The sequence below is a fragment of the Winogradskyella aurantia genome (assembly GCF_002266855.1).
Classification (GTDB): Bacteria; Bacteroidota; Bacteroidia; order Flavobacteriales; family Flavobacteriaceae; genus Winogradskyella; species Winogradskyella aurantia.
Genome location: NZ_NGJN01000004.1, coordinates 222,138 through 247,076, shown reverse-complemented (window position 1 = coordinate 247,076; position 24,939 = coordinate 222,138). Strand labels below are relative to the sequence as shown.

22 protein-coding genes and 1 pseudogene are annotated in these 24,939 nt (G+C 34.9%); 11 read left to right on the top strand and 12 right to left on the bottom strand.

From position 1 onward, the window contains the following. Positions 1–19 precede the first annotated feature (19 nt). The 3 genes from CA834_RS09070 (at position 20) to CA834_RS09060 (ending at position 3,717) form a co-directional block, all read left to right on the top strand. On the top strand, positions 20–2,470 hold the full coding sequence (locus CA834_RS09070; protein ID WP_240507552.1) for a ligase-associated DNA damage response DEXH box helicase: 2,451 nt from the start codon (positions 20–22) through the stop codon (positions 2,468–2,470). Positions 2,471–2,539: 69 nt separating this feature from the next. Next, a complete protein-coding gene (gene pdeM / locus CA834_RS09065; protein WP_094968375.1) occupies positions 2,540–3,193 on the top strand; it encodes a ligase-associated DNA damage response endonuclease PdeM in 654 nt (217 codons plus the stop codon). 110 nt (positions 3,194–3,303) lie between these two features. After that, a complete protein-coding gene (locus CA834_RS09060) occupies positions 3,304–3,717 on the top strand; it encodes a hypothetical protein (RefSeq protein ID WP_094968374.1) in 414 nt (137 codons plus the stop codon). On the opposite strand, the gene CA834_RS09055 is transcribed toward CA834_RS09060, so the two are convergent. The 7 genes from CA834_RS09055 to tsaD form a co-directional block, all read right to left on the bottom strand. Then, positions 3,707–4,888 (bottom strand): THUMP-like domain-containing protein, encoded by a 1,182-nt coding sequence (locus tag CA834_RS09055; RefSeq protein WP_094968373.1) that lies wholly within the window; start codon positions 4,886–4,888, stop codon positions 3,707–3,709. The genes CA834_RS09060 and CA834_RS09055 overlap by 11 nt on opposite strands. A 7-nt stretch (positions 4,889–4,895) precedes the next feature. Continuing rightward, entirely contained in the window at positions 4,896–5,984 is a 1,089-nt protein-coding gene (locus tag CA834_RS09050; RefSeq protein WP_094968372.1) for an AI-2E family transporter, read from the bottom strand. 49 nt (positions 5,985–6,033) lie between these two features. Then, a complete protein-coding gene (locus CA834_RS09045) occupies positions 6,034–6,534 on the bottom strand; it encodes a TrmH family RNA methyltransferase (protein ID WP_094968371.1) in 501 nt (166 codons plus the stop codon). A gap of 77 nt (positions 6,535–6,611) precedes the next feature. Next, the gene (locus CA834_RS09040) at positions 6,612–7,253 is read right to left on the bottom strand and encodes a DUF4159 domain-containing protein (protein WP_094968370.1); all 642 of its coding nucleotides are present in this window, start codon (positions 7,251–7,253) and stop codon (positions 6,612–6,614) included. A 1-nt stretch (position 7,254) separates the two neighbouring features. After that, the gene (locus tag CA834_RS09035; RefSeq protein ID WP_094968369.1) at positions 7,255–7,959 is read right to left on the bottom strand and encodes a 16S rRNA (uracil(1498)-N(3))-methyltransferase; all 705 of its coding nucleotides are present in this window, start codon (positions 7,957–7,959) and stop codon (positions 7,255–7,257) included. After that, positions 7,959–8,585, bottom strand: coding sequence for a peptidylprolyl isomerase (locus CA834_RS09030; protein WP_094968368.1), 627 nt, complete (start codon positions 8,583–8,585; stop codon positions 7,959–7,961). Before CA834_RS09030 ends, CA834_RS09035 begins: the two co-directional genes overlap by 1 nt. 97 nt (positions 8,586–8,682) lie before the next feature. Further along, positions 8,683–9,705 (bottom strand): tRNA (adenosine(37)-N6)-threonylcarbamoyltransferase complex transferase subunit TsaD, encoded by a 1,023-nt coding sequence (gene tsaD / locus CA834_RS09025; RefSeq protein ID WP_094968367.1) that lies wholly within the window; start codon positions 9,703–9,705, stop codon positions 8,683–8,685. Positions 9,706–9,818: 113 nt separating this feature from the next. On the opposite strand from tsaD, the gene CA834_RS09020 reads away from it, so the two are divergent. The 6 genes from CA834_RS09020 (at position 9,819) to CA834_RS14705 (ending at position 17,990) form a co-directional block, all read left to right on the top strand. Beyond that, positions 9,819–14,276: a translocation/assembly module TamB domain-containing protein gene (locus CA834_RS09020; protein ID WP_240507550.1), complete on the top strand. Its 4,458-nt coding sequence runs from the start codon at positions 9,819–9,821 to the stop codon at positions 14,274–14,276. A gap of 134 nt (positions 14,277–14,410) precedes the next feature. Beyond that, positions 14,411–15,397: a 6-phosphofructokinase gene (gene pfkA, locus CA834_RS09015; RefSeq protein ID WP_094968366.1), complete on the top strand. Its 987-nt coding sequence runs from the start codon at positions 14,411–14,413 to the stop codon at positions 15,395–15,397. Between the two features lie 27 nt (positions 15,398–15,424). After that, complete coding sequence (gene gap / locus CA834_RS09010; RefSeq protein WP_094968365.1) at positions 15,425–16,426, top strand: type I glyceraldehyde-3-phosphate dehydrogenase; 1,002 nt, start codon at positions 15,425–15,427, stop codon at positions 16,424–16,426. A gap of 67 nt (positions 16,427–16,493) precedes the next feature. Next, the gene (locus tag CA834_RS09005) at positions 16,494–17,354 is read left to right on the top strand and encodes an N-acetylglucosamine kinase (protein ID WP_094968364.1); all 861 of its coding nucleotides are present in this window, start codon (positions 16,494–16,496) and stop codon (positions 17,352–17,354) included. Continuing rightward, the gene (locus CA834_RS09000) at positions 17,355–17,717 is read left to right on the top strand and encodes a methylglyoxal synthase (protein WP_094968363.1); all 363 of its coding nucleotides are present in this window, start codon (positions 17,355–17,357) and stop codon (positions 17,715–17,717) included. It begins immediately after the preceding gene. 90 nt (positions 17,718–17,807) lie between these two features. Beyond that, positions 17,808–17,990: a hypothetical protein gene (locus CA834_RS14705; protein WP_094968362.1), complete on the top strand. Its 183-nt coding sequence runs from the start codon at positions 17,808–17,810 to the stop codon at positions 17,988–17,990. A 181-nt stretch (positions 17,991–18,171) separates the two neighbouring features. Here the strand turns inward: CA834_RS14705 and CA834_RS08990 are convergent, their stop codons facing one another. Then, a complete protein-coding gene (locus CA834_RS08990) occupies positions 18,172–18,732 on the bottom strand; it encodes a T9SS type A sorting domain-containing protein (protein WP_094968361.1) in 561 nt (186 codons plus the stop codon). A 263-nt stretch (positions 18,733–18,995) separates the two neighbouring features. After that, positions 18,996–19,844 (bottom strand): T9SS type A sorting domain-containing protein, encoded by an 849-nt coding sequence (locus CA834_RS08985; protein WP_094968360.1) that lies wholly within the window; start codon positions 19,842–19,844, stop codon positions 18,996–18,998. A 308-nt stretch (positions 19,845–20,152) separates the two neighbouring features. On the opposite strand from CA834_RS08985, the gene CA834_RS08980 reads away from it, so the two are divergent. After that, the gene (locus CA834_RS08980; protein ID WP_094968359.1) at positions 20,153–21,490 is read left to right on the top strand and encodes a M24 family metallopeptidase; all 1,338 of its coding nucleotides are present in this window, start codon (positions 20,153–20,155) and stop codon (positions 21,488–21,490) included. A 13-nt stretch (positions 21,491–21,503) separates the two neighbouring features. Here CA834_RS08980 and CA834_RS08975 read toward each other — a convergent pair whose 3' ends face one another. Continuing rightward, on the bottom strand, positions 21,504–22,556 hold the full coding sequence (locus CA834_RS08975; RefSeq protein WP_094968358.1) for a hypothetical protein: 1,053 nt from the start codon (positions 22,554–22,556) through the stop codon (positions 21,504–21,506). After that, the gene (locus CA834_RS08970) at positions 22,544–23,419 is read right to left on the bottom strand and encodes a hypothetical protein (protein WP_133085478.1); all 876 of its coding nucleotides are present in this window, start codon (positions 23,417–23,419) and stop codon (positions 22,544–22,546) included. The genes CA834_RS08975 and CA834_RS08970 overlap by 13 nt, the downstream gene beginning before the upstream one ends. 60 nt (positions 23,420–23,479) lie before the next feature. On the opposite strand from CA834_RS08970, the pseudogene CA834_RS08965 reads away from it, so the two are divergent. Continuing rightward, positions 23,480–23,665 (top strand): annotated as a pseudogene (locus tag CA834_RS08965) (M24 family metallopeptidase); the annotation flags it as partial. On the opposite strand, the gene CA834_RS08960 reads toward CA834_RS08965, so the two are convergent. Next, positions 23,662–24,939, bottom strand: coding sequence for an MFS transporter (locus tag CA834_RS08960; RefSeq protein ID WP_094968356.1), 1,278 nt, complete (start codon positions 24,937–24,939; stop codon positions 23,662–23,664). The pseudogene CA834_RS08965 and the gene CA834_RS08960 sit on opposite strands and share 4 nt — an antisense overlap.

Here is a 24,939-nt window from a genome sequence, read left to right as displayed (position 1 = left end):
AGTTTGGAATGACAGAAATATGAATTTTAAAGAAAGCGAAGGTTTACGCATTATCAACAATTGGATGGCAGAAAAAGGGCAAGCCCCTTTTCCATTTCAATTACAGACCTGGCAACGTTATGCCAATGGCTATTCCGGAATGGTGATTGCGCCTACAGGTTTTGGTAAGACTTTTTCGGTGTTTTTAGCAGTTGTCATTGATTATCTTAATCATCCAGAAAAGTATCCAAAGGGCTTAAAGTTGCTCTGGATTAGTCCATTACGGTCCTTAGCCAAAGACTTGGCAAAAGCCATTACAGAAGCTGTAGATGACATTGGTTTAGATTGGTCCGTGCAGGTAAGAAATGGCGATACACCAACTTCAGTTAGACGAAAACAAGAGCGCTTAATGCCAGATGTGTTGCTCACCACTCCAGAAACTATGCATCTGTTGTTTTCGCAAAAGAAGAATTCAAGATGGTTTAAGAACGTTGAATGCGTCGCTATTGACGAATGGCACGAGTTACTTGGTAATAAACGAGGTGTATTGACGGAACTGGCTATTTCTCAATTACGCCATCATGCACCTAGACTTCGCATTTGGGGCATTACTGCTACCATAGGTAATTTAGAAGAAGCAAAAAATGTGCTGTTGCCATATCAAGATTTAAAGGTTATTCACATCATAGCCAAACAAAAAAAGAAATTAGATATTATTTCAGTCCTGCCAGATGAGATTGAGGTGTTGCCCTGGGCTGGACACCTTGGTGCCAAAATGGTAGATAAAATTTTACCAATAATAGCCTCTAATACTACTACGCTCATCTTCACAAATACGAGAGGTCAGGCAGAATTATGGTACCAGCTCTTATTAAGTGCACAGCCAGATTTGGCTGGTCTTTTGGCGATACACCATGGGTCTATAGACAAGAAACTTCGCAATTGGATTGAAGATAATATTGCTTCTGGGTATCTAAAGGCTGTCGTTTGTACATCATCACTTGATTTAGGTGTCGATTTTAAACCTGTAGATTGTGTTATTCAAATAGGTTCTGTAAAAGGTATAGCCCGTTTTATGCAACGCGCAGGTCGAAGTGGCCATTCACCATTCGAGCGGTCTAAAATTTATTTTGTACCCACACATTCATTGGAATTAGTGGAGATATCAGCTCTTAAAGAAGCCATTAGGGAAAATCAGATTGAAAGTAGAGATCCAATGGTGTTGACCTTTGATGTCTTGGTGCAATTTATGGTGACCTTGGCTGTTGGGGAAGGTTTTGATTCTCAAGAACTGCTTTATCGAATTCAGAAAACACACGCTTTTCATTACATTACTGAAGAGGATTGGCAATGGTGCTTGAACTTTATCACTAAAGGAGGAAAAACCTTGAATTCCTATGAAGAGTTTCACAAAGTGGTTTTAGATGAAGATGGCAAGTACAAAGTAAAAAGCCGTCGTATTAGTATGCTACATCGAATGAATATTGGGGCTATAGTCAGCGATGTTAATTTAAAGGTAAAGTATTTTTCAGGTGGCTATATTGGAATGATTGAAGAGTTTTTTGTCTCTAAGTTAAAACCGGGTGATAGTTTTATTTTGGCTGGTCGTGTTTTAGAATTGGTTCAGATTAAGGATATGACCGTTTTAGTCAGACGAAGCAAAGCCAAAAAAGCCGTGTCACCTAGCTGGTTGGGTGGGCGTTTGCCTTTAACATCACATTTGAGTCATTTTTTACGTTTAAAATTGTCAGACGCATTAGAACCTGGCCGTTTTGAAAAGGAACTTCGTTTTTTAAACCCCTTGGTGAGTCGACAAGAGAAACATTCACATATCCCTAAAGCGAATGAATTTTTAGTAGAATCGATAAAGACGAGAGATGGGTATCATTTGTTTATGTATCCGTTTGAAGGACGATTAGTTCACGAGGTGTTTTCAGCTTTAATAGCATATCGTATTAGCAAATTAAAACCCTTAACCTTTACCATAGCCATGAATGATTATGGTTTTGAATTATTGAGTGACCAACCCATTCCAGTAAATGAAGAAAACATAACTGAATTGTTAAGTAAAGAGCGGCTCATGGACGATGTTATTGCAAGCATAAATGCATCAGAAATGGCATCTCGTAAATTTAGGGATATTGCTGTAATTGCTGGCCTAGTGGTTCAATCCCAGCCTGGAACACGCAAAAACAACAAGAGTTTGCAATCTTCATCAGGTTTGATTTTTAGAGTGCTGGAAGATTACGAACCAGATAATTTATTATTGCGTCAAGCGTATACCGAGGTTTTTAACCAACAATTGGAGGAAGTAAGATTGCAGTCGGCATTTGAACGCATTTCAAAAAGCAATATCATTTTAAAGCGAGCAGAGTCCTTTACGCCACTGAGCTTTCCTCTAAAGGTGGATAGTTTACGAGGAACTATGAGTAATGAAAATTTAGATAAACGTATTCAACGCATTAAGGAACAAGCTTTTAAGATTGATTAGTTCGAAAATATCCCTAAAGTCTTCTTAAAGGGATTTTAGGGGTGCACTGTTTAAAACAAGACGTTAATTTTGAATATTCTAACCAAACATATTACCATAAAAAATGAGGAATTAACCTTAACCAATCAACGCGCAATCTATTGGAAGCGTGAAGACGCATTAATTCTTTCTGACATTCATATTGGTAAAACAGCACATTTTAGACGCCACGGTATTCCTGTGCCCGATGCTATTCTCCTAAAGGATTTGGCGCGACTTAAAAGCTTGATTGGGTACTTTAAGGTTAATCGGCTACTTATTGTAGGTGATTTGTTCCATGCCGAATCAAATGTTGATGTGCAAACGTTTAAGAAATGGCTAGCTCAGTTTGAAGGTATAAAGCTAATATTAATAAAAGGAAATCACGATAGATTATCCAAATCCTTAATGGATGATTTTAATATCCAGATTGAAACAGAACTTATTATAGAGCCATTTACTTTTATTCACGAATATTCAGAGGAGCGCCATGACGCTTTTATCATTTCTGGTCATACACATCCAGGGGTATTACTCAAGGGCAAGGGGAAACAACGTTTAAAACTACCCTGCTACCAGGTCACTAATGATGGATTGATTTTGCCTGCTTTTAGCTTATTTACCGGACTTAATACACGAACTAAAAAATCGGGTATTATTTCCTATGCATTTTTAGAATCTGGTATTTATAAATTTACCGAATAATGCATTTCATCGAATATTTAAGTCTTTTTATCGATAATTAAAATTTCTTTTTTATGTTTACCGTCCCAAATTGATCGCATTAGTGTGAACTGATGTTAAACTATTAACCAATGAAGAACCTACTTAAGTTTATCCCATTTATTGTTTTTGCAATAGTGCTGAAAGCCTGCACAGCTGAAAATTCAATACTGCTTAACAACGAAGCAGACCAGCTTAGTCAATCGAATCCACCTTGTGTTGATGACGACCCTATAACTAGAGTCATCAATAATGGAACAATTTCGTTTAGTCTAGATGTTATAAGGATTGACGGCACCGTTGTCGTAAGTATACCAAACATTCCGCCGAATACGACTACGTCTTGGGCATCTTTCGAAGAAGGTGAATATATATTTTCCTTAGAATCATTAGCAAGTAGTGTCTCCGATGATAAGGTTCAGTTACTTATGAACCAATGTATGGCTTTTGAGATAGAAGTTGATATTAACAATCAAATAGTATCATATACACCAACTACGCTTTAGAGCAGATGATAATTACTTTTTGATTAGTGTGCCATATTGTTGTAAAAAACAGATAAATAGACCCGCCATCTTTTATCTTCAAGTCTTTCCTGATTTTTGATACAGGTATTGGGAAATTCCTTGTAGTCACGTTAGCCTTTTTAATGCCTTCCTTTGAAAATGCTTTTTTATTAAAAGGAATAGATTTTTCAATTTTAAACCGTCTTCCAGGAAAATCAATTAATTCTTCTGAGGTATAAAGATGCGAATGTTTGTGAAGCTTAAAAGCATTAAAGGCAAATCCAACGGCATTAAATGCACCAGACTTCAATATTGCTGAATTTGGCTCGTATAGATAGGTGAGTGGCGTGTTATATTCAATTGATGCCTCGGATTCGTCCTTGTACTTAAATTCGAATAGTTGTTGTTTCTCATTGCTCAAGTTGATGGTTTTAACACGTACATCATCTTGAAAATCACGCTCCAATAGCCATAGTAATTCTTTCACCTCATTATTTACAGCCACTACATGTAATTCTTTAACAAATGAAAGGTCTTTGAGCGTTGCCTTAATATCCAATAAAGGTGAGGTCTTTATCATTACATGCTCTGCATATTTCAAAAATAGACCTTGAAAGGTTTTTATATTGGGGGTAGCATCGGAAAGAAGAAACACCTTATTCTTTTTATCATCGCGTCGCGATGGATCTACATATATCCATTCGAAAGCTTTATTTTTTTGTTTTAAAACATCTATGCCATTGTCATTAAGACATTCAATGTTGGTAACATCCAAAATTCTGTAATTATAGCTTACAATTTGAGAAAGATGTTTATCAACCTCACAATGAATAACGCTGGCTACTTTTTTTGAGAAATAGTAGGCATCCACACCAAAACCACCAGTAACATCAACCAATGAGTTACCCGATACTAAATTAGCTTTATAACTCGCCGTAATTTCTGAAGATGTTTGTTCAATGTTTAGCTTGTTGGGGTAGTAAATACATTTAGTATTATACCAAGTAGAAAGCTTCGCTTTACATCGTTTTTTAGCTTCAATCTGTTCTATAATTTCTTTTGGGTCTATAGCTTCAAACGGAAGCCCTTTTAATAATAAACCTGAAATTTTAGAATTTAAATTTTCACTTATAAATTCCTGAATATCATTATTTAAAATACGATTATTCAAATTAAAATTATAAGTCTTTTGTCAGTTTTTGAACGACGTTATATTCAGATAAAAACTCTTTTAGAATTACCTTAATAGCAGTGTAGGATGGTATTGCTATTATCATTCCTAATATTCCGAATAACAGGCCAGCCACTATGATGACCAAGAATATCTCTAGCGGATGCGATTTTACACTCTTTGAAAATATAAACGGCTGGCTAAAGAAATTATCTACTAATTGAGCGATGATAAACCCGATCATAACGTAGGTCGTTTTTGGAAGAATAACTTCGCTGAAACTCTGTCCTAGGTTACTGGACATACTCAGTAACAACATTAAAAAGCCGCTTATTATTGGCCCAACGTAAGGCACAAGGTTTAATAAGGCACACAAGAAGGCTATTACTACGGCATTCTTAATTCCAAAAATTAAAAGTACCACAGTATAAATAATGAAAAGAATAAGAATTTGAAAAATTAGCCCAACGAAGTACCGTGATAAGAGGTTTTTGATAGCCGAAAAAGAATGTTTTATTTTACTTTCGCTCTTGTTAGGCACAAAAGTTAATATTCCCTTTTCAAACAGATTGCTATCCTTTAAAAAGAAAAAGGAAATAAAGAGAACTGAAAAAAGGCCTATACTAAAACTTCCTAAACCACTAACGATATTGTTTAGAAACTCAGGTATATAGGCAAAATCTAACTTGGACAACAGACCAGACTCTTGTATGGACTTCTCTAGATCTATATTTTTAAACTCAAAATAATTAACTACTTCATCGTATAAGTCCTGTGTATTATTCTGTAATTCATTAATGTCTAATAAGGCTAAGTTCTGCCCTTGTTCTGCAATCAGGGGAATAAATAAACCAATGAGACCTATAAAAAGGGCGATAAATAATACCATAGTTACCACCACAGCAACCGTATTATTGAATTTTAATTTTTGTCTTAAGAAAAGCACAAGAGGTCTACCGATTAGTGAAATGACAACAGCAATAGATAAATAGGCTATAACCGATCTAATTTTAAACAAGAAAAAGAGAAGAACAGCCACAGCCAAGATGATGCCTGTTGCACGAAGAATGCCGTTAGCTATAATTTTTGAATTCATAAGTGTTTAATTAAATCAAAGATGCTGAAATAAATTCAGCAAGACAAATTTAGTCTTTAAGTTGTCGAGTAATTTCAAAGAGGGCAATACTGGCCGCCTGTACAACATTCATACTGCTATTGTGACCAAACATATCAATATGGACGATAGTGTCGCATAGCTTTAATACAGGTAAAGCGATTCCATAATTTTCATTACCAATAACAAGGGCTATGGGTTCTTTCTCCGCAAGTTTTAGGGCAGAAAGCGATTTACTTTTTTCAGTAATTTCCAAGGCAATTACACGATGGGTTTTCTTGAGGATAGATAAAGCAATTTCAGTGTCAACTTCAGTTCTGTAGTTGACGTATTTTTCAGTAGATCTTGAAGTTTTGGTCATTCGTCTTCCAATGGGGATATCCTTACCGCAAAAAACAAGCTCTTCTACACCAAAAGCGTCAGCAATACGAAAAACACTTCCAATATTAGGGGCATTATTGATATTATCACAGATTAGAACAATTGGAAATTTGTGCTTTTTGAATTTTGAGGTGCTATGGGTGAGTTGCATTATTAGAAGAAAATCTTCAGGTTTAAGGGAAAATAAATATCAATATAATATGACCATAATCTAAAATCAACTAAATATTAATTTACAAAAACGTACTTCATAATATTTGCGCCCATTTTTAAAGCCTTTGCACGCACTTCTTCAGGATCGTTATGAACTTCTTGGTCTTCCCATCCGTCTCCTAGATCAGATTCAAAGGTAAAAAGTAGAAGAAGTCTTCCATCTTGGAAAATCCCGAATGCCTGTGGTGCCTTGCCATCATGTTCGTGGATTTTTGGCAAACCATTGGGGAAATCGTAAGCTATATTGAAAATTGGGTGTGTTCTTGGGATCTCTATCAATTCCTTGTTTGGGAACACTTTTTTAAGCTCTTTCGTAATATAGGGTTGCATACCATAATTGTCATCAATATGTAAAAAACCACCAGACAGCAAATAGTTTCTCAAGTTTTTAGAATCATCTTCACTGAAAAACACATTTCCATGTCCCGTCATGTGCAAAAATGGATACTGAAAGATATCCATACTTCCTACTTCAACAGTAGCTATCGCTTCATTAATATTGGTATTGATATTATCATTACAGTATCTTACCAAATTTGGTAGAGCGGTAGGGTTAGAGTACCAATCGCCGCCACCTTTATATTTCAGCACGGCCACATCTTGGGCTATTGTAACACAAGAGCAAATCAAAGATAAGACAATAAGGTATCTCTTCATATTATTCGTTAAGAAAAGCTACAGAGTGACAAGCTGCAATGGCTGCTGTTTCTGTTCTCAATCTGTTTTCACCCAAAGTTACTGGAATAAAATTATGCCGCAACGCACTTTCAATTTCTTTAACAGAAAAGTCTCCTTCTGGTCCAATGAGAATGAGGACATTTTCTTGTGGTTTTAATTGCGACTTTAAGGACTTCTTATCACTATCCTCGCAATGCGCAATAAACTTTTGTCCTGAATATTCAGCGGTTATAAAATCGTTAAAAGCCATTGTGGCATTAAGCTTCGGCAAGTGATAATTTAGAGACTGTTTCATCGCCGATTGGATGATCTTTTCAAACCTGGCGTGTTTAATTTCTTTTCGCTCACTGTGGTCACATAAGATGGGAGTAATTTCTTCAATCCCTATTTCTGTTGCCTTTTCCAAGAACCATTCAAACCTATCGTTCATCTTTGTTGGTGCCACAGCCAAATGAAGTTTGAAATCTCTAGGCGCTTGATATTCTTGGGATATTATGGATACTGTACATTGCTTTAAACTTGCAGATGTAAGTTCTCCCTTGAATAAAAAGCCTTTTCCGTTGGTGAGGTATATTATGTCTCCAATCTTTTTTCTTAAAACCTTAGAAATATGCCTACTTTCATCTTTATCGAAACTAAATTGGGTTTCATTATCTGATATGTTTGGACTGTAGAATAATTGCACTATGTCTTGGACTTAGAAAATTTTAAAACCGTTAATTCTTCAATGGTCTGTGGTTTGTGTGTTTTAAGGATTACATAATACCAACCTTTTTCAGGAATATCGAGAGTAAAAATATCATCCACGTTATGTGCTTTAATAGACTGCTCAAATTCTGGATGCATCACTCCATTAGGAAACCATCCTAGGTCACCACCCTTTTGCGCATTTAAATCCATTGAATAGTATTTCGCCAAGGTTTTAAAGTTAAAACCTTCCTTGTATTTCTTTATAATTAGGGCTCTTTGAGCATTTATGTTTTCTAACGGCATCTTAGAGCCATCAAAAAAGATGCAACTTACTCTATTATGTACTACGCCACTTTTATCAATAATCTTATAGTAAACGGTTTTGTAGTTCGATTCAACTACTTTTTTTCCACCTTTGGACAGTTTAAATAAGTCATTGGCTAGAGTCGTTTTATGTTTTTCCTTATTAAATGTGACCAGTTTTCCGTCGATGTTTTTCCCTGAATCCACATATTCTTTGTAATCTTGAATTGTATTAATAGAATCCAATTCTGTATCGATATCGTTTTGAGAAAAACTTAAAAAAGATATTAGAAATATTGCAAAGGAAAATAATTTCATGGTATGAACTTGCACGTTAGCTTTTCACAAAACAACTTAAAATTTAATATGAAATAGACAATACTGACTTAACCTTATTAACAGATGTTTTAACAATTTAAATTTTTAAACGGGCAGTGGCCATGACATCAAAATCAGAAAAGTCCTGATTTAAATATTTCAAATAGCCAACAATAGCTATCATAGCGGCATTATCAGTGGTATATTCAAATTTTGGGATAAATGTCGACCAGCCAAATTTATGTTCTGCATTTTTTAGGGCCTTTCTTATACCGGAATTAGCAGAAACACCACCTCCAATGGCAATGTGATTAATACCTGTTTGTTTAACGGCAATCTTGAGTTTGTCCATTAAGATTCCAATGATGGTATATTGAATAGAAGCGCAGATGTCATTAAGATTTTCTTTCACAAAATTTGGATTGGCTTTGGTTTCATCTTGCACAAAATATAATATAGCCGTTTTAAGTCCTGAAAAACTAAAGTTTAAATCCTTAACCTTGGGTTTAGTGAAGCGGTATGCTTTTGGGTTACCTAACTGTGCAAGTTTGTCAATTTGTGGACCTGCTGGATAGCCCAGGCCTAAAATCTTTCCACTCTTATCAAAAGCTTCCCCAACGGCATCATCAATAGTCTCTCCTATGACTTCCATGTCAAAAAAATCCTTCACTTTAACAATCTGAGTGTGGCCACCAGAAATGGTCAATGCTAAAAACGGAAAGGACGGTTTTTTGTAATTGTCCTCATCGATAAAGTGAGCTAAGATATGGGCTTGCATGTGGTTAACGTCGATTAGGGGAATATTAAGACCATAAGCCAAGGATTTAGCGAATGAGGTTCCGACCAAAAGCGAGCCCATAAGCCCAGGTCCACGGGTAAAAGCTATGGCACTTAATTGCTCTTTGGTTATCCTGGCTTTTTTTAAAGCTTGATCAACTACAGGTACGATGTTCTGCTGGTGAGCTCTAGAGGCCAATTCTGGCACAACACCTCCATAGTCTGAATGGATTTTTTGATTGGCCACTATATTGCTTAAAATGGTGTCGTTACATAATACAGCGGCTGAGGTGTCGTCGCAGGATGACTCAATTCCAAGAATAAAAATATTTTCCCTTCCCATAATCGAATTTAGGCACAATAATTGTTAAATTTGAGTACTAAAGTCTTATAGAGCACTTTGTAGCGTATAAAAGTCAAAGGTAGTGAGATTTTATTCATTTAAAAGGGGGTTTCTTGATCAAAAAGGCAGTAAAAATAATAACTCAAATAGCAGGTATAATATTACTGCTATTTATCATTACCTTCCTTATCTTGGGTATACCTGCCGTGCAGACTAAACTTGGTCAATATGCTACGAAACGGCTAAATGAAGAATTTAAGACTAACATTAATATTGGCAAGGTTGGTCTTCAGCTTAATGGTGATGTTGAACTAAAGGAAATTTTAATTAAGGATTACAAAAAAGACACCTTAATTAGTGTAATTGAGCTGAACACATCTATCATTAGTTTTAAAAACCTTATTGACAGTAAATTAAATTTTGGTGATATTGATATTCAGGGTTTGCTCTTTAACCTAAAAACTTACCAAGGCGAAGAAGACACTAACTTGGATGTTTTTATTGCAAAGTTTGATGATGACAACCCAAGGGTTGGCCCTAGTAATTTTCTGTTTTCTTCAAGTGATATCACAATTGAAGATGGCACCTTTAAATTGTCAGATGAAAACCTAGAAAATCCTAAGGTGTTTGAGTTTACCGGTTTAAATGCCAATACAACCAACTTTTTAATAAACGGCCCAGAAGTTACGTCGAGAATAAATAATTTCAGTTTTACTGATAGTAGAGGTGTGAAGGTTCAGAACCTAATGGCAAACTTCGAATACACATTGGACCATATGACCTTTGGCAATCTTAATATTAAAACCGAAAAAACTGAACTTAAGGGAAACTTAACATTTAAATACGCAAGAGAAGACCTTAAGGACTTTACGGACAAGGTCCTTGTTGAAGCAAGCTTTAACGACTCGAAAGTATCTTTAACGGAACTCAACGTTTTCTTTGACGAATTTGGCACGAATCAACTAGCGACATTAAATGTGGATTTGTCAGGTACCTTGAATAATTTAAAAGCATCCAACCTTAATGTAAGTACTACACGCAATACTAGAATCATAGGTGAAATTACATTCAAAGGCCTTTTCAATCAGGATGAGGATAGTTTTGCATTGGATGGACAGTTTCAAAACTTAGCATCAAACTATTATGATTTAATAGCGCTTCTGCCTGGGATATTGGGTAAGTCTATTCCAACTGTTCTTTCCAAAGTGGGAAACTTCAAAATTAATGGTAGCTCAAATATTACCGCAAAAAAAATAATGGCTGATATAGCTATTGATACGGATATTGGCTTTGTTAAATCTAATTTAATGCTCACCGATATAGACAACATTGACAATGCCAACTATGTGGGAAATATAATTTTAGACGAGTTTGCAATCGGTGAACTAATTAATGACCCATTGGTGAAGAATACCTCTTTGAATCTTGATGTTGATGGTAAGGGATTTACCATAGACAACCTTAAGACGGAAATTAAGGGAGAGGTTTTTAATTTAGAGTATAACGATTACAAATATTCGAATATAATAGTTTCAGGGATTTTAGGGAACAAGGTTTTCAATGGTATTTTAATGGCAGATGATCCTAATTTACAATTGGATTTCAATGGACTTGCTGATTTTTCTAAAGATATTAAATCATTTGATTTTAAAGCCAACGTCGGCTATGCAAATTTAAAGACCTTAAACTTTGTCCAAAGAGATACTATATCTGAGTTTAGAGGCTTTGTAAATATGACGGCCGAGGGTTCAAGTTACGAAAACGCAAAGGGTACAATCAGTGTAAAGAATACAACCTATCAAAATCAAGATGAACTATACGGTTTTGAGGATTTTGAAATTGTATCCTCGTTTGAGGGGAAAAATAGAACCATAACGATTAATTCGCCTGATATCATCGAAGGTAAGGTTTCTGGTGATTTCAGAATAAGGGATATCCCTAAATTAATTGAAAATGCCATAGGCAGTATCTATACCAATTACGTACCTAACGAACTTAGCAAAGAGCAATATCTTAATTTTAGATTCAATATATATTCCAAAATTGCTGCTGTATTTTTCAAGGATTTATACTTAAGTAAAAATACGTTTATAGAAGGAAGTATAGAAACAGGTCAGGACGGTTTTGAATTGAATTTTAATTCCCCAGAGATTAAGTTTCAAGATTATTTCGTCCATAACTTAAATTTAACAGTAGATAGCAGAAACCCAATTTATAATACTTACATCGAAATCGATAGTTTAAGCACTGGAGCCTACAATGCATCGCAATTTAGATTGGTGAATGTAACCAAGCGCGATACGCTTTTAATAAAGTCAAGGTTTAAGGGGGGAGAGAATAATAAAGATGATTTTGACCTCAATTTATTCTATACGGTAGATGGCGAAAATAAGTCAGTTATTGGTTTTAGAAAATCTGATTTTAAATTTAAAGACTTCGATTGGTTTATAAACTCAGAAAGGGACACACTCAATAAAATTCGTTTCGATAGAACCTTTAAGTCATTTGAAATCAATCCTATAAGGATAACTCAGGGTAATGAAGAGATTATAGTTTCAGGAAAAATTGCAGATAAAAACAACAAGAATTTTAAGGTTAATTTTAGAGAGGTGGAATTACAAAAAATCACACCTCGCATCGATAGTCTTGATTTACAGGGTGTTGTTGACGGTTACATTGATGTTGAACAAAACGAAGGAATCTATTTGCCCAAATCCAATTTAAATATAAGTACGTTTTTTGTAAACGATTTCGATATGGGTGATCTTAGCGCAAAAATCATAGGCAACAATTCCCTAACAGACTATAAGGTTGATATTGAGCTGCTAAATGATAACCTCACCTCTTTTAAAGCACAAGGAATTGTTGATGTGGATAAAGACGACCCCAGAATAGACCTTAATGTAAAATTTGAGGAGTTTCTAATTTCCCCGCTCAACCCTTTAGGCGAGGGCGTCATAAGCAATATTAGAGGGTTAGTCTCAGGTGATGCTGTGGTTTCTGGAAGCTTAAGGAAACCGAGTATTGATGGTGAGTTATTTCTAGATAGGGCAGGGTTGTCCATTCCATATCTGAATGTTGATTACGGATTTGATTTTGATTCTAAGGTAACTTTAGAAGGTCAGCGATTTATCTTCAATAATGTAGCAATGACCGATTCTAAATTTTTTTCCCAAGGGTATTTAAATGGTTATATAGAGCATGATAATTTTTCTGATTGGCGCTTAGGATTAGATTTAAATACAGATAGGCTTTTGGTTTTAAATACCGAGGAGACTGAAGAATCCCTTTATTATGGTGACGCTTTTGTTTCTGGAAAAGCTTCAATTTCAGGACCAACCGATCAATTGGTTATTGACGTGGTTGGAAGAACTGCAAAAGGGACTGTTTTTAATATACCCCTCAACGATTCGGAAAGTTTCGGAGATAATTCATTTATTCAATTTTTAAGTCCCGAAGAAAAAGAGGCACGCCTAAGGGGAGAAGTTGCAGAACAAATTGAGGTTAAAGGATTAGAATTAAATTTTGATCTTGACGTTGATGAAAATGCCACCATAGAAATAGTTATAGATAAAGAAGCGGGAAGTACAATAAAAGGCAAAGGTGAAGGAAACCTCGTATTTTTAATTAATACCAATGGCACCTTTAACATGTGGGGTGATTTCTCAGTATTTGAAGGAATTTACAACTTTAAGTATGGTGGATTTGTACAGAAGATGTTTGCGGTTGAGCAAGGAGGAAGTATTGTTTGGGAAGGAGACCCTATGCGAGCGGAGATTAATTTAAAGGCAGTCTATTCTACAACTGCAAATCCCTCAATTTTATTGGATAATCCTATAAGTCAAAGAATCCCAGTTGAAGTTATCATTCAGCTTACTGGCAAATTAGAGCAACCAGACCCTAACTTTGATTTGCGGTTTCCAAATGTCAACTCCACATTACAGTCGGAGCTAGATTATAGATTAGCCTCTAAGGACGAAAGGGATTTACAAGCCCTCACTCTTTTGGGTACAGGCGGATTTTCAGGTTACACGGGTGGTCCCAATTTTACAGGAACAATCTCGGAGCGTTTAAGTGGAATTGTTAACAATCTATTGGGAAGCGAAAGCGAAAATCTCAATATTGGTCTAGACTTGGAGTTAGGCCAAGATACCCCAGAAATTCAAACCGATAGTAGATTTGGATTAACTGTACAAACTAAAATCAATGAGAAAATTTTAGTTAATGGTAGGTTTGGAGTTCCGTTTGGTAGTGCACAACAAACCACCATAACGGGTGATGTTCAGATTGATTGGTTGTTAAATGAGGACGGCACACTTAGAGCCAAGGTCTTTAATAGAGAAAATGTAATTCGAAATTTTGGTGAAGAAATCGGATACACCCAAGGGTTAGGATTGTCTTACAGTGTAGATTTTGATACTTTTAAAGAGTTAATACAAATCATTTTTTCTGGAAAGAACAGAAAGGATAAGGAATCTATAGCTAAAGATGAAAAGGTTCAAACTTCGGTTGATGAAAACCTACCGGATTACATTACCTTTAAGAAAAACACGGCCAAAATAAAGTCATAATTATTGCCTGTAAATTGTTTTATGTAAATAGTTATTAACGAAAACGTTTGAATTGTTTTCGCTCTCCCTATTTTATGAATTTAGGCACGTTTTTCAACAGATTCTTTAGTAATTTTACTAAAATAAATGAATAGATGCTTCACAAGATTAATAAAATAGCAGTTTTCACATCAGGTGGAGACGCTCCAGGAATGAACGCGGGCATTAGGTCAGTGGTAAGGACTTGTGCATTTCATAATATTGAATGTTATGGCGTGTATAGAGGCTATCAAGGATTGATAGAAGGCGATTTTGAACAAATGGATGCACGAAGTGTTAAAGGAATAATCAATAAAGGAGGTACTATACTAAAGTCTGCCCGTTCACAGGAATTTAGAACTAAGGAAGGTCGAAAAAAGGCTTACGAAGCCTTAACAAAAGCGGGTATAGATGCTTTTGTGGTTATTGGAGGTGACGGTAGCTTTACAGGAGCCATGATTTTTAATCAAGAGTTCGATTTTCCAGTGATGGGAATACCTGGAACGATAGATAATGATATTTTCGGAACAACGCATACTTTAGGATATGATACTGCGCTTAATACCGCAGTAGAGGCGATTGATAAGATTAGGGATACCGCAAGTTCTCATAACCGCTTGTTCTTTATTGAAGTAATGGGACGTGATGTTGGCCATATTGCTTTGAATGTTGGAGTAGGAGCAGGTGCCGAGGAAATTTTAATACCTGAAGAAGATTTAGGTCTAGAAAGATTATTAGACTCTTTAAGACGTAGTAAGGCCTCTGGGAAATCTTCAAGTGTCGTCGTTGTTGCTGAAGGTGATAAAATTGGAAAAAACGTATTTGAGTTAGCGGATTATGTTGAGGAAAATATGACAGAATACGAGGTCAGAGTATCAGTTTTAGGCCATATGCAGAGAGGTGGCTCGCCATCCTGTTTTGATAGGGTATTGGCTAGTAGAATGGGTGTAAAAGCTGTAGAAAGCCTATTAACCGGTAAAAGCAATTATATGGTCGGACTCAAGAATGATGTAATTGATTTAACACCTTTCGACCAAGCGGTCAAGGGAAAATCAAAAATAAATATGGAGCTCATTAGGGTTTCGGATATAATGACAGTTTAAAATTAATAAGACTAAAACTAGATAACAATGTCAAATTTAAAATTAGGAATTAACGGATTCGGAAGAATTGGAAGAATAGTGTTTAGAGCAACAGTGAAACGTTCAGACGTTGATGTCGTTGCGATAAATGATTTATTGGATGTAGAACATTTAGCATATTTATTAAAATACGATTCAGTTCATGGACGGTTTGATGGCACTGTAGAGGTTAAGGATGGCCATTTAGTAGTAGATGGTAAAACCATTAGAGTTACTGCAGAGCGTGACCCAAAAAATCTAAAATGGGATGAAGTAGGAACGGATGTGGTTGCCGAATGTACAGGTATTTTTACAACTTTAGAAACCGCTCAATACCATATCGATGCCGGAGCTAAAAAAGTGGCTATCTCAGCACCGAGTAAGGATGCGCCTATGTTTGTTATGGGGGTCAATGACCACGAGCTTACAAGTGACCATAAAATCGTTTCAAATGCCTCTTGTACAACTAATTGCCTTGCGCCAGTTGCTAAAGTATTAGACGATAATTTTGGAATTGAAGAGGCGTTAATGACAACAATTCACGCATCAACGGCAACACAATTAACGGTAGACGGGCCATCACGTAAAAATTACAGATTAGGACGTTCGGCCTTAAACAACATCATACCCTCAACAACAGGTGCAGCTAAAGCCGTTGGTAAGGTAATACCAAAGTTGAATGGGAAATTAACCGGTATGGCCTTTAGGGTCCCAACTGTTGATGTTTCTGTAGTTGACCTAACGGTTAAACTAGAAAAAGAAACGTCATATGAAGCTATCAAGAAAGCTTTTAAAGCCGCTTCTGAGGGGCCAATGAAGGGTGTTCTAGGTTACACGGAAGAGGCCGTAGTTTCCCAAGACTTTGTAAGTGATACAAGAACAAGCATCTTTGACGCTAGTGCAGGAATTGAGTTAAACTCTAAATTCTTCAAAGTTGTGTCTTGGTACGATAACGAGTTTGCATATTCAAATAAATTAGTAGATTTAGCGCAGAAAATCAATACGTTATAATCTTATAGATAACTTTAGAAATTCCGTAGGATTATTGTCTTACGGAATTTTTGTTTAAAACTTAATCATGATTTTAATAACTGATGGTGGCTCCACAAAATGTGACTGGATTGCAATAGATGATACTGGAAAGCGTCTTGCTGAAAAAATTAGAACAAAAGGTTTAAATCCTGCGATTCTCACCGAAAAAAAACTTAAGAAAATAATAAGTGGTAGTGAAGAGTTGATGCGCTACAAATCTGAAGTAACTCATATTTTTTTCTATGGTGCTGGTTGTGGCACAGAAAAGCCCAGAACCATGTTGACCCACGTACTTCAATTTCTATTTTTAAATGCTCATATAGAGGTACAGGAAGATACCATGGCGGCTGCAAGGGCCTGCATAAACCATAAAGATGAGGCTGGAGTTGTATGTATAATGGGAACAGGGTCAAATTGCAGCTATTATAATGGTAAAAGCTTAGAACAGCGTGTTATAAGCTTAGGCTATACATTAATGGATGATGCGAGTGGTAATTATTATGGTAAACAACTTATAAGAGATTATTATTTTAAGAAAATGCCACAAACCATTCGGTTGGCATTTGAGCATAAATATAATCTTGAAGCTGATTTCATAAAGTATAATCTTTACAAACAGGGTAATCCAAATGCTTATTTAGCAAGTTTTGCAGAATTTATGTTTTTGAATAAGGACTCTGAATATATTAAAACACTTATAAAAAAGGGTTTTAGGTTATTTACCGAGAATATGATTATGCAATTTAAGGAGGAACTAAAAAATTGTCCTGTACACTTCGCAGGTTCTATTGCTTATTTTTCAAAAGAGGAGATTATGGAAGTAGCTGAAGAATATGGATTTAGAGTTGGTAATTTTGTAAGAAGACCTATAGACGGTTTAGTGAATTACCATGTTAATAATTTGTAAATGGAAATTGCATTAATTGCCCATGATGGAAAAAAGGCTGAAATGGTTCAGTTTTTAAATGAACACCGGGACATATTACATCAAAAAAAAATCAATCTCGTTTCAACAGGTACAACTGGTGAGAAAGTAAAAAAAGCTGGTTTTGAAGTTCATGCTTTATTATCAGGTCCTATGGGCGGAGATGCCCAAATTGCTGCTCGCGTAGCGCAGGGACAATGTGATATGGTATTGTTTTTTAGAGATCCTCTTGATAGGCATCCCCATGAGCCTGACATTCTTATGTTAATGCGTTTATGTGACGTTCATAATATTCCATTGGCAACAAATCCAGCTACTGCTGAGTTGTTGATTAAGGCTGTTTAGGCTTTTAATAAGCTGTTGATAAATGTCATTAGCACTATTGTAAAACTAATATTAAGGTTATATCTTTGTAACGTAATAAATGAAACAACGATGTTTGAATTTGATCAGTACTTAGGTTTTTTAGCATTTTTAACTATACTCACCATTGGATTTTGGTTGATGATTTTTTTGTTGACTTTTGTGATTCCTTATTGGGTGTTCGGTGCTTCAATTGAGCGATTTAAAGAATTAAGGGCTGAGAAAAAAGCACAAAGGGAAAGTAACAATTTGTAGTCCTCGGGCTAAAACATATATAATGAGAGCACCATTGGGTGCTCTTTTTTATTTAAGCACGGTTTTATTCCAACATGAGTAATAATGTAGTGATATTTAATACTACAAATAATATTAAAACAATAGTATTAAAGAGACGTGTTGCCTTAAGAGATGTTATGGGTTTCATAATTGCTAATAATTATAATTTTACAATCTTCTTTGTTGCTTGATCTCCATTTTCAAGCTCAAGTTTCATTAAGTATACGCCCGAATTTAATTCGGAAATATCTATATGTTTCAAATTACCTCGGATGATTTTCACAGGTTTTCCGGTAACATCATATATCGATATAATCTTGATTTTGCTAGAAGCAGGTGTTATCGTTATGGAAATACTGTGATATGTAGGATTTGGGTAGACTGATATTTTGGTAAGGTTTAAGTCTAGTGTATCCAATTCTTCAGGATTGTGTTTTAAGCTCAATAGACTATGGTCAGATTCGTTTTTCGGATTGGTACCTGCGTCTTTAAAGTTATTGACATCTTTTGAAGCGTTTAAATCATATCCAAAATCGGTTCTTTCTTCGACGAATTTATAATTGGGCTGTACAACTTTAACACTTCCAATTTCATTGTATGAAGTAAAACTTGCTTTATCTACAATAGCTTTATAAGTATTTATAACTAATTCAGTTTGGGCAGAAGTACTTATTAGTCCGATAAAGAATGCGAAGTAAGAAACAGTAATTTTTTTAATCATTATAGACGATTTGGTCGTATAATGATACGTAAATCAGGGTATATTAGATGTTTAACTCAAAGGGTTTTCGATGAAATACATGTTTTTTAAAGAAAAAACTTACATATAAATACATTATAATAGGTATATAATGCTTTTTAACCGATTATTTTATTACGATACAAGAAAAAGATTATTTTCTTGAATACTATAAAAGTACTATTGCAATCGACTATCTACACATTACTATTGTTGCTTTTTTAAATGTAGAAGTTCTATAAATTTTAAAGTAAGATAATTTTTTGGGTTTTAGTTTGACCCTGCTTGTTTTCTAATTTGATAATATGTACTCCCAAACTTAAATTTGAAAAGCCAATTATCCTTGTGCTCAATGAATCATTAATATCTTTTATTTTTATTAATCTCCCCTGTAAATCATACAGCGTAAAACGTGTTTCAGAATCTAATAATCCATCAATAACTATGGACTCTGCCTTTTTAATAGCATAGATTTTCAATGCGTTGAAGTTACTGTTGTCCATATTTAAAGGCGGACCTTCAAATCTCAAGAAGAACCTACCTGGACTATTAAGTAGGGTGTTTGCCGTAAAGGTATAATCTGATATATTTAAAAGGGTAATGTTATTCTCCACCATATCTTCAAAGTAGACATTAACATCTTCCGGTATGGTTATTTCTTCGATACTAACAGTTATTTGATTTCCTTGTGGAGTGTGTATGCCTATAGGAACAGTAACACCACTTAGATCGTTTGACCCTAATGTTTGTATACCTAAGGGAACTCCTGTATTGCCTTCAACCAACAAGGAGTAAATTGAGTATGCAGGTGCTGTCCCGCCAAAAAGTGCCGCATCATAACCAGGGTCTAATCCTAATGACGCATTAGAATTAAAGTAGATATCAGTGAAAAATGTTGAGGAAGTATTGTCAATTTTTAGCTTTACAAATCCTAAATTAGTATTAGAAGACCTTTCTGAAATACTATCATAATGTTTCGCCGTAAAGGCAACCTGAGCCTTTACCGAAATAGGCATAAGTGTAAATAGTATGAAGGTAAATTTAAAAATCAAATTGAACTTCAGTTTTAAGAAGGAAAAAATATAAGTTATCATAACAACCAATTTTGACCAAAATTCATTGTAGAATTTAGAATATTTTACATTTAAAATGGAGCATCAAGCGTTTTAAGTTGATGTAAAGTTGCTATAAATCAATAGTAATATATTAATATTCAACAATCTGAATGTTTATTTCCGACTAAAACCTCTAATTATCGTTTAAGCTTTAAATCCTGTTTTCTTATGATTGCTTGACTAAGGAATATGGTGTTAAAAAAGTAATTCGTTTTTTTTAGCCGCTATACTTTATTTTTGTCATGTTCAATTTTATTGGTTTATCTTAACCCTAGACTTAATCTATCATGAAATATTTAGTTCTTCTCCTTTTCTTAACATCAGTTTCTATTCAAAGTCAACAGATTCTCCCACAACGTCAGCGCGCTGAAGTTATTGATAATGTACTAAAAGAGCGCTTCAATACGCTCTTACCCCGTTTGATGGATGAAACAGGTTTTGACATGTGGATTTTAATTTCTAGGGAATACAATGAAGACCCCGTTTTAAAAACCATGCTCCCAGCGACTTGGCTAAATGCAAGGCGCAGGACGATTGTAGTTTTTTACAGAGATAAGGCTAACAATACCATTGAAAAGTTAGCAGTTGCCCGCTACAATTTTGGAGAAAATATCATTTCAGCATGGGATAAAGAAAAAGAGCCTGATCAATGGAAACGTCTTATAGAAATTATTGAAGAACGAAAGCCAATGTCTATTGGGCTTAATTATTCTGAACACTTTAATATTTGTGACGGTATTGTTAAAACGGATTACGAGACATTTCTGTCTTATTTACCAAAATCCTATATAAAAAAGGTTAAGTCGGCAGAAAAATTGGCTATTGCCTGGATAGAGACCCGCACTGATACCGAAATGGTTATTTACAACCAGTTAGTAGACATAACCCATAAAATTATTGCAGAGGCCTTTTCAGAAGAAGTAGTTACCCCTGGAGTTACCACAACAACTGACGTAGAATGGTGGATGCGAGACAAGGTTACCTCATTGGGATTAAAGACTTGGTTTCATCCTACCGTCGACGTTCAACGTACTGCAGAAGAATTGGGGAATCACTTATATGCATTTTCAAATCGTCCGGAAAATATGGTGATATTACCAGGTGATTTGTTACACTGCGATTTTGGAATCACGTATTTAAGACTCAATACAGATTGTCAAGAATTAGCTTATGTTTTAAAACCAAATGAAACTGAGCCTCCTAAATTTTTACAAGATGCTTTAAAAGATGGAAACCGAGTTCAAGATATTTTTACCAACAATTTTGAAACGGGAAAAACAGGAAATAAGATCTTATCAGAGTCATTAGGTCAAGCAAAATCAGAAGGATTACGACCGGCAATTTATACACATCCACTTGGCTCATATGGCCATTCTTCTGGGACAACCATAGGTATGTGGGATGCGCAAGGAGGTGTGCCTGTCAACGGTGATTATCCGTTACATGAGAACACTGTTTATGCCATTGAATTGAATACCACGGTAAATATACCAGAATGGAAACGGGATATACGAATCATGCTTGAAGAAGCTGGATTTTGGGGTGAAGACGGTTTCAGGTATGTTAATGGACGCCAAACAAGCTTATTAACCATTCCTAAGGTAAAAGGACATTTAGGAAATTAGATTATATAGCCCCTCAGTGAATAAAATAAAAATTATTAACACTATTGTTGTCTCTAATAGCTTGCTGAGCCGTTCGATGTTGTTCTTCAAATGTGTTTAAAGATGTCCCTTTACAGATGCCATAGGAGTAATGATATTTAAGGAGTTCCCAATCAAGCGCAGTCATGTGTTTGTTGTCAGAATAACAATTCGAAAAAAAGCTATCACAGGTAAGGCTATCATTAGCAATAAACCAACCTAAAGAGCCAATAAAAATTTCTTTTATTTTTTGTATTTGAAGCTTCAAGCTCGGTAGTATTTTGGTGTCATACCTCAATGAACCTTTAAAAATTTGACTTTTACCATTCCATTCAATGAAATAGTCCGCAGCTTTGGTTTTATTTACCCTAGGCTCGTATTGATATCCTTCATTATTAAAGATTACATAATTAGATTGCTCGAGTTTTCTGACTTTTGAAATTGATAAGGAATCGATCTTTTCATCAATTTGCTTAAATAAAACCATTACATCTTTCACGACGTCTTTGTGAACATTATTTCCAAAATATATCTTAATTGGTTCCTTCCAATACTTCATAGTTTCTGTATTAGTACTATCTTTATGCTTTGAGCGAAATGCTATTTTCTTGTAATATTCAAGAAAGGTAGAGTCTCTAGGCTCATATTTAACTCTTACACCAGCTGGAGTAAAAAGCTTTTTAACCATAACTAATGTATCCGCTTCACTAATCATAAATCCTATTGAGTCTGATTTTTTGTAATTACTTATAAACACTTGTTGAGGTACAAAAAACGTTGAATGTCTGCTTTTAGCGATTTTAGCATCGCTTTTTTCAGGTAAAGACGGCCAAGGCTTTTCTGTCTTAATTTGTACCAGGGTATCCTTACCCCTTACCATTACTCCAATTGAATCCTTTTTTTGATATTTTGTGTCGTAAACCTTTTTTGAAATAAAAACAGACCTTTCTTTTTTCGGATTGTTTTGAGCAATGGAAAAATTGGAACAAGATAGCACGAATACGAGGACAGGAACAATTTTTAGGTTAATCAGGACTATTCTGAACATAATGGTTTAAGCTTTTTGTAAAATGTGGAAAAATCTTTCTTAGTAAAGGGATAATCGTGTATCCTTATGTAATGTAGTTTTAAAATGGCTATATCGTAACTAGATATATTTTCAGAATTATTATAATCTAAGCTTAGCAGACTATCGTTTTGATTTCTACTACCGATTTGAAATTGTGCTAAACTTAAAAAAAACAACTGCTTCATTTTTTTTAGTAATAATTCTGAGTCTTGGGTTGCGTCTATATCTAAACTCAATTTGGCTGAGTAGTATTTATCATTGGAATCGGAAATTAGTTGATATGTTGCTCCACTAAGAGCGTGCTCAATATCTAAAGAATCTTTATCATTTTTGTAGATTTTTAAGGAGGTGTCCGAAGCAATGATATGATAATTAGAGTTCAATGGGTCCTTAGAATAATTAATTTTTAAGTTTTTTAAATTTGAAATGGGTTTAATAAACTTTTTAAAGTCTTTTTGGACGTTCTTGGGAATTTTCTTGTCAATAAATAAAATAATATCTGCATTCCATTGGGTTACTCTGTCATTCTGAAATCCCTTTTGTCGTTTTGTAAATGCAAAAGCATAATAAGAATTAGCTATTTCTTCGTTTTCAATACACTTACAATAATAGTCTAAATCAGCACTGGTAAACTTCTGTTTTATGTAAACTAGAGTGTCTTCAGGCAAGATTATTTTTTCAGAGATATCATTCGGATTTAATTCGGGAAGTGATTTAACGGATACAAATTGTTTTCGATTTGCAATGGAAAGGTCAATACTTTGAGTATGTGAAATTAATGAAACAAGAAAAAATAAAATAATGGTGTAGCGATAGCTCATTTTATATTTATATTTCTTCAATAATACTAAATTTTTTAGTACTCTTAATACTAACGTCTATTGAAAATGGCGGATAATCAATTACATAAAAACACTGTTTATGCCATTGAATTGAACACCACGGTAAATATACCAGAATGGAAACGGGATATACGAATCATGCTTGAAGAAGCTGGATTTTGGGGACTAAATGGATTCAGGTATGTAAATGGTAGACAGACTAAGTTACTAACTGTACCGCGTGTAAAAGACCATCAAGGAAATTAAGTGGCTCTTGAATTGGAATGTTGATAAAACATATAAGATGCTATTAAGCCAACAAAAGTAAATATGCTCATAATTCCAAAGGCATGTTGTAATCCAATGACTCCTTCATTTGCATCCAAAACATAACCCATCAATAGGCCTGCAAAAATGTCTGGTGTATAGCCCACTATAGATATAAAGCCAACGGCTGTGCCTGTGACTGCTAAGGGTATTTTTGCCTCTTCTAGTGTGGCAAAATATAGAACTCTTGCCGAATATACACCTAATGCCATGGTTCCAATCGATAAGACAAATAAAAGCGTTGAAGAATGGTCAATGATACCTAAGTAAAATATAAAACTCGTTACTGTCATTAAAAGAAAACCTACAACAATCCATAGAGATGCTTTGGTTCTATCTGCTAGCAAACCAATAGTAACGCCTATTACAGGTCGCATGTACAGCAAATAGGTCCCAACATTGGCAGCTTCAATTTTATCATAATTCATAACCTGCTCTGCATACTGACTAAAAAGATCAGTCATTTTATAACCATAATATGCACAAAGAATAATTAGCATTAGTAGCCATACCGCTTTATATTTCATTACAATTTTAAAATTTTCTAGGGTTAAGATTTTAGTATTATGTTCAAATTCTAGATTCTCCTTATCATTGAGTCTTAAAAAGAAAAGGACCATAACACCTATGACCATTACTGCGACAGACGAATAGCTTATAACCTCTTTAAAAGCCAACCGGCGTTCTTCTATGGAGGTGAGTTCAATTTCTTTTGTAATAAAAAATGAAAATATAATAACGCCAAGGGAACCAAAAAGAGCAGCAACCAAACCGCGACCACCATCTAGAAAGCCAAAGGCAATACCTTGCTTATTTGTTCCGCCCCAAATTCGAGTGGCTTTTATCATGGCTGCCCAAAAGAGAAAAATAGTGGTAAAGCCCCAAAATCCATAAAGGATATGCAGATTGAAAAGATTAGGGTAAGATGCTAAATATAGACCACCTAAACCTGTAAGAATTAATGCTGCAGACATCAATAAGCTAGGTTTAAATCTATCGGCAAGCGGACCTCCAAATAGATAAGAAAATAAAGCTACAATACCATAAATGGAAAAACAGCTTCCTAATTCTGTTTGTGATATTGAAAAGGATTCAAGAAAAGTGGTTCTAAATATTCTTTGCAGAACAAATGGTAAAATAAAAACAGCTTCAGCTGCTAATATCAACAATATTATAGCATATGACGATTGTTTCTTGGTGTTGGTTCGTTGCAT